The organism is Pseudomonas sp. 382 (assembly GCF_002759075.1).
In the GTDB taxonomy this organism is placed as follows: domain Bacteria; phylum Pseudomonadota; class Gammaproteobacteria; order Pseudomonadales; family Pseudomonadaceae; genus Aquipseudomonas; species Aquipseudomonas vlassakiae.
On the sequence record NZ_PEMX01000071.1, the window covers coordinates 1 to 5,669 of the forward strand.

Consider the following 5,669-nt stretch of genomic DNA (forward strand, 5'->3'; position numbering starts at 1 on the left):
GCAGGCGCTGCTTGAGGCGCTCTTCGCCGGTGTTGTCCATGGCCGCAGTGGGCTCGTCGAGCAGCAGGATCTGCGGGTTGAGCAACAGCGCACGGCCCAGGGCGACGTTCTGCCGCTGGCCGCCGGAAAGGTTTTGCCCGCGCTCGCCAACCTGCAACTCGTAACCGTCCGGGTGCAGCCGGGCGAACTCGTGCACGCCAGCCAGCTCGGCGGCTTGCAGGATCAGCTCGTCCTCGATGTAGCGGGCACCGCTGACCAGATTGTCGCGCAAGGTACCGGCCAGCAACTGGATATCCTGCGGCACGTAGCCGACGTTGTGACGCAGCTCGCTGACGTCGATCTGGCGAATGTCCACGCCGTCTACCAGCAACGAGCCGTTGTCCGCCTCATACAGCCCGACGATCAGCTTGGCCAGCGAACTCTTGCCCGAGCCACTGCGGCCGATGATGCCGACTTTCTCGCCCGGGCGGATGTTCAGGCTGATGTTCTTCAGGGCCATGTTCTGCTGGTTCGGGTAAGTGAAATCGACCCCGCGGAACTCGATCGCTCCCTGCAGCACCTGGCGGCTCAGTGGGCGTTCCTCGAAGTTGCGCTCTTGCGGCAGTTCCATCATCTGGTTGGTCGAGACCATGGTCACCTTGGCCTGCTGGTAGCGGGCCAGCAACCCGTTCAACTGCCCGAGCGGGCCGAGAGCTCGACCACTGAGCATGTAGCAGGCCACCAGGCCTCCCATGCTCAGGTTGCCATCGATGATCTGATACACGCCGACGCAGATCATCGCCACGCCAGCCAGTTGCTGGATCATCAAGGTGATGTTCATGGCCAGGCCCGACAGCACCTTGACCCGCAGTTCCAGGCGGCTGAGGGTCCCAAGGGTCTGCTCCCAGCGGTACTGGCGCTCGCTCTCGGCGTTGTTGACCTTGACAGCATCCAGGCCGGCCAGGGTTTCGATCAGGCTCGACTGGCGCTCGGAGGCCAGCGCCATGGTCCGCTCCATGGTCGCCATCAGGGGTTTTTGCAGGGCGTAGCCGATGCCCAGCGCCAACGGGAAGGCGAGCACCGGGATCCACACCAGATGGCCGCCGACGATGGCGATGACCATGAGGATGATCAGGGTGAATGGCAGGTCGATCAGGCTGGTCAGGGTCAGCGAGGCGAGGAAGTCACGCAGGCCTTGGAACTCGTGGATGTTCTGGGCAAAGCTGCCGACCCGCGCCGGGCGGTACTTCATCGACATGCCGACGATGCGCTCGAACAATGTGGCCGAGATGATCAGGTCGGTCTTCTTGCCGGCCAGGTCCAGGCACAGACTGCGCAGGCCTTTGAGGATGAGGTCGAACAGGTAGGCACCGGTAATGCCCACCGCCAGCACCCACAGGGTCGAGGTGGCCTGGTTGGGCACCACGCGGTCGTAGACGTTCATCACGAACAGCGGCGCGGCCAGGGCGATCAGGTTGATCACCAGGCTGGCGGCGATGGCATCCATGTACAGCCATTTGCTGCGCAGCAGGGTGTCGCGGAACCAGGACTTGGCGCGCGGAATCAGGTTGCCGTGGTTGACGTCGTACTTGTGCTGCGGCTGGGCGAAGAACACCTTGCCGCTGTAGTCCCCGATCAGCGCTTCGCGGCTGATCAGCACCTCGCCGCCATCGCTTTCGCTGAGCAGCAGGCGTGCAGTGTCGGCGTTTTCCCAACCCAGCAGCACGGCGGCGCGGCCTTCCTTGAGCAGCAGCATGGCCGGCATGGCGATGCTCGGGATCTGCTCCAGCTTGCGCTGCAACAGGCGCCCCTGCAGGCCGGCGCGGGCGGCGGCGCGGGGCAGCAGTTCGGCGTTCAGGCGCTGGGCCGGCAATGGCAGCCCGGTGGTCAGCATCACCCGGCTGGCGGGTTTCTGATGCAGTACACAGAGGGTCAGCAGGCAATCCAGCAGCGGATCGTCGTGCTGACTACGCGGGTCATGACTGAGCTGGGCTCGACGGACTTCGGATTCCACGTGGCGCTCTCTTCCTTGCGATAGTTGGAAGCAGGCCCCATCAACAATGGCCCGGTGTTCTTAAAGCTGACGACATCGCTATTCGAAGGTTTCAAGTCGCCAAGAATTTCTGCACGTAGCCAACCTCCGCTGCGATAGGGAAAGACTAACGCGAGATACACAAGTCGCAACCCAGAAATTATACAAAGCCCTCTCCACGCTTGCCGAAGCCAGAAAGGACGCGGCCTGTACGCCCGAACGCTGAAAAAGGCAGGTAACAGCGATACAACTAATACGAAAGTAAGAATTGGCAAGCGGCTATTTAACGTTATGACTTTAGATTGGCGTCGCTCGCAAAATAGCGATGCAAGTCAATATTTCGACATTCTTTAAACGCGCAAGCGATAAAAGCACGGAAGTTTGACAGACCTATAAGCAGAGGCACTTTAATATTATTCCACTACCCGCCGGTTTTGAGCGCCGAAGGGGCATGGAAGGCACTGGTCGAGTCATCTGGAGAGCCCCATGAGCACCGTAGTCGCCATCGTCAAAAGCATTGTTGGCCAAGTCATCGCAGTATCGCCGGAAGGCATACGGCGCGTGCTCATCGAAGGAGACCGCCTGTTCGCAGGCGAGCAGGTACTGACCGGTGTCGGCGGTGCTGTCACCCTGCAACTGACCGACGGCCGCTATGTAGACCTGGGCCGCGGTAGCCAATGGAGCGCCAGCACCGCCGACCACAGCACCGACATGTACCTGGCCACCGCGCAGGCTGCGCCGTCGGTGGAGCAGTTGCAACAGGCGATCCAGGCGGGTGTCGACCCGACCACGGCGCTGGAAGCTACCGCTGCCGGCCCGACCTCCTCGGGCGGCAGCGGCGGCGGTGCGCTTGGCGGCGGGCACAGTTTCGTCCTGCTCGAGGAAACAGCTGCCCGGGTCGACCCGAACGTTGGCTTTCAGACCGGGCCGCTGAACTTCAGCGAAAGCCTTGACTTCGATTTCGCCGCCGGGCGGCAGGCCGCCACCCCAACGGCGGTCGCCGAACTGGCCACCGCCGTGGTGCTGAGTGCAACGCCGTCGGTCAGCGAGGCCGGCGGCAGCATCGTCTATGTCGCCACGGTCGGCCAGGCGCCGCTCAGCGCGCTGACCGTGACCTTGTCCAATGGCGCGGTGATCGTGATCGCCGCCGGGCAGACCAGTGGCTCGGTGAGCGTGCCGGTCACGCCAGGCACCACGGTGTACGCGGATGACCGTCACGTCTCGACCAGCATCACCGGCACCAGCGGCGGCGGCATCCTGGTCGCCATCGACGGCACGCCGGCCGAGACCCGCGTGGTTGGCACGGCCGATATCACCACCGCCACCCTCAGCGCCAGCCCGAACGTGACCGAAGGCGGTGCGATCACCTACACCGTGACCCTGAGCAACCCGGCCCAGACGCCAGTCACGGTCACCCTGTCGAACGGCCAGGTCATCAGCATCGGCGCGGGTCAAAACAGTGGCAGCGTGGTGCTGCAGACGGCCAACGATGTGTACAAGGACGCGACCACCCTTAGCACCCATATCACCTCCGCCATCGGGGGCAACTTCGAGCACCTGGAAGCCAACCCGGCTCCCGTTCTGACTGTGGTCAGCGATTCGACCGATTCCAGTACCGTCACGCTGACCGCCACGCCCTCCGTGGCGGAAGGCGGCGCCATCGTCTACACCGCTAGCCTCTCGGCACCGGTGACTGGCACGCCGGTGGTAGTGACCCTGGCCAACGGCCAGACCATCACTGTGGCGGTCGGCCAGAGCAGCGGCATCGTCAGCGTGCCGGTCAGCAACGATGCTTATCAGGGCCAAGGCCAGGTCAGCACGAGCATCTCCGGGGTTACCGGGGGTAACTTCGAGAACCTGGTCGCTAACCCCGCGCCTGTCAGCACCACCGTCAGTGATATCCGGGACGTCACCACTGTCAGCCTGAGCGCGAGCCCGAGCGTGGCCGAAGGCGGCCAGATCATCTACACCGCAACCCTCAGCAACCCGGGCCAGACCGCCGTCACGGTGACCCTGAGCAACGGCCAGAGCATCACCATCGCGGCGAACCAGACCTCGGGCAGCGTCAGCGTGGCCGCACCTGCCGATAACCACTATGCCGATGCCAGCCTGGTCAGCGCGCGTATCACCAATGCCACGGGCGGCAATTTCGAAAGCCTGGCGGTCAACGGCACGCCAGCGGTGACCGCGATCACCGATACCCTCGACACCACGACTGTGACCCTGACCGCCACGCCGTCGGTGGCCGAAGGCGGCACCATTGTCTACACCGCCACTGTCAATGCCCCAGTCACAGGCTCACCTGTGGTGGTGAGCCTGGCCAATGGGCAGACCATTACCATCCCGGTCGGGCAAAGCACGGGAACGACGACTGCCTCTGTGGATAACGATGCCTACCAGGGGCATGCGCCGGTCAGCAACAGCATCACCGGGGTCACGGGCGGCAATTACGAAAATCTGGTGGCCAATACCGCGACCGTCAGCACTGCGCTGACCGATGTTCAGGACACCACCACCGTCTCGCTGTCGGCGACGCCGAGCGTGGCTGAGGGTGGACAGATCGTGTACACGGCGACGCTGACCAATGCTGCGCAGTCGCCAGTGACCGTGACCCTGAGCAATGGCCAGGCCATTACCATTCCTACCAACCAGACCACTGGCAGCGTCGCGGTCGCCACGCATGGCGATAACCCCTATCTCGATGCCGGCCAGGTCAGCGCCAGCATCACCACTGCCAGCGGGGGTAACTTCGAAAACATTGCCGTCAACGGCACGCCAGCGGTGACCACCGTCACCGATACCGTCGACACCGCGACCGTGAGCTTGACCGCCACGCCTTCGGTGTCCGAGGGTGGGACCATCGTCTACACCGCCACGGTGACCGCACCGGTCACTGGCTCCGCCGTCGTGGTAACTCTGGCAAATGGGCAAACCATCACCATCCCGGTCGGGCAAAGCTCCGGTACCGCCACGGGCGCCGTGACCAATGACGTCTATCAAGGCCACGCGGCTGTTACCAACAGCATTACCAACGTCAGCGGCGGCAACTACGAGAATCTGGTGGCTGACAATACCCCGGTCAGCACCACCGTCAATGATGTGCAGGACACCACCTCGGTCTCGCTGTCAGCAACGCCGAGCGTTGCCGAAGGTGGCCAGATCGTGTACACCGCGACCCTGACCAATGCTGCACAGTCGCCAGTGACCGTGACCCTGAGCAATGGCCAGACCATCACCATCGGTGCCAACCAGACCACTGGCAGCGTTGCGTTCGCCACGCACGGCGACAACCCGTACCTCGATGCCGGACAGGTCAGTGCCAGCATTACCAATGTATCGGGCGGCAACTTCGAAAATCTGGTAGTCAACAGCACGCCAGCGGTGACCAACGTCACCGACACCGTCGACACTTCGACCGTGAGCCTGACCGCCACGCCATCGGTGGCAGAGGGCGGCACCATCGTCTACACCGCCAGCGTGACCGCGCCGGTTACTGAATCTGCGATAGTGGTGACCCTGGCCAATGGGCAAACCATCACCATCCCGGTCGGCCAAAGCTCCGGTACCGCCACGGGTGCCGTGACTAACGACGTCTATCAAGGCCACGCGGCGGTCACCAACAGCATCACCAGCGTCAGCGGCGGAAACTACGAAAACC

2 protein-coding genes are annotated in these 5,669 nt (G+C 63.4%); one reads left to right on the top strand and one right to left on the bottom strand.

Annotated features, from left to right (window positions below; genetic code table 11):
* Positions 1–1,993 (bottom strand): type I secretion system permease/ATPase (locus tag CQW31_RS30450; RefSeq protein WP_099816106.1); only part of this gene is annotated, 1,993 nt, incomplete at its 3' end.
* A gap of 504 nt (positions 1,994–2,497) precedes the next feature.
* On the opposite strand from CQW31_RS30450, the gene CQW31_RS30455 reads away from it, so the two are divergent.
* Positions 2,498–5,669 (top strand): retention module-containing protein (locus CQW31_RS30455; protein ID WP_143524281.1); only part of this gene is annotated, 3,172 nt, incomplete at its 3' end.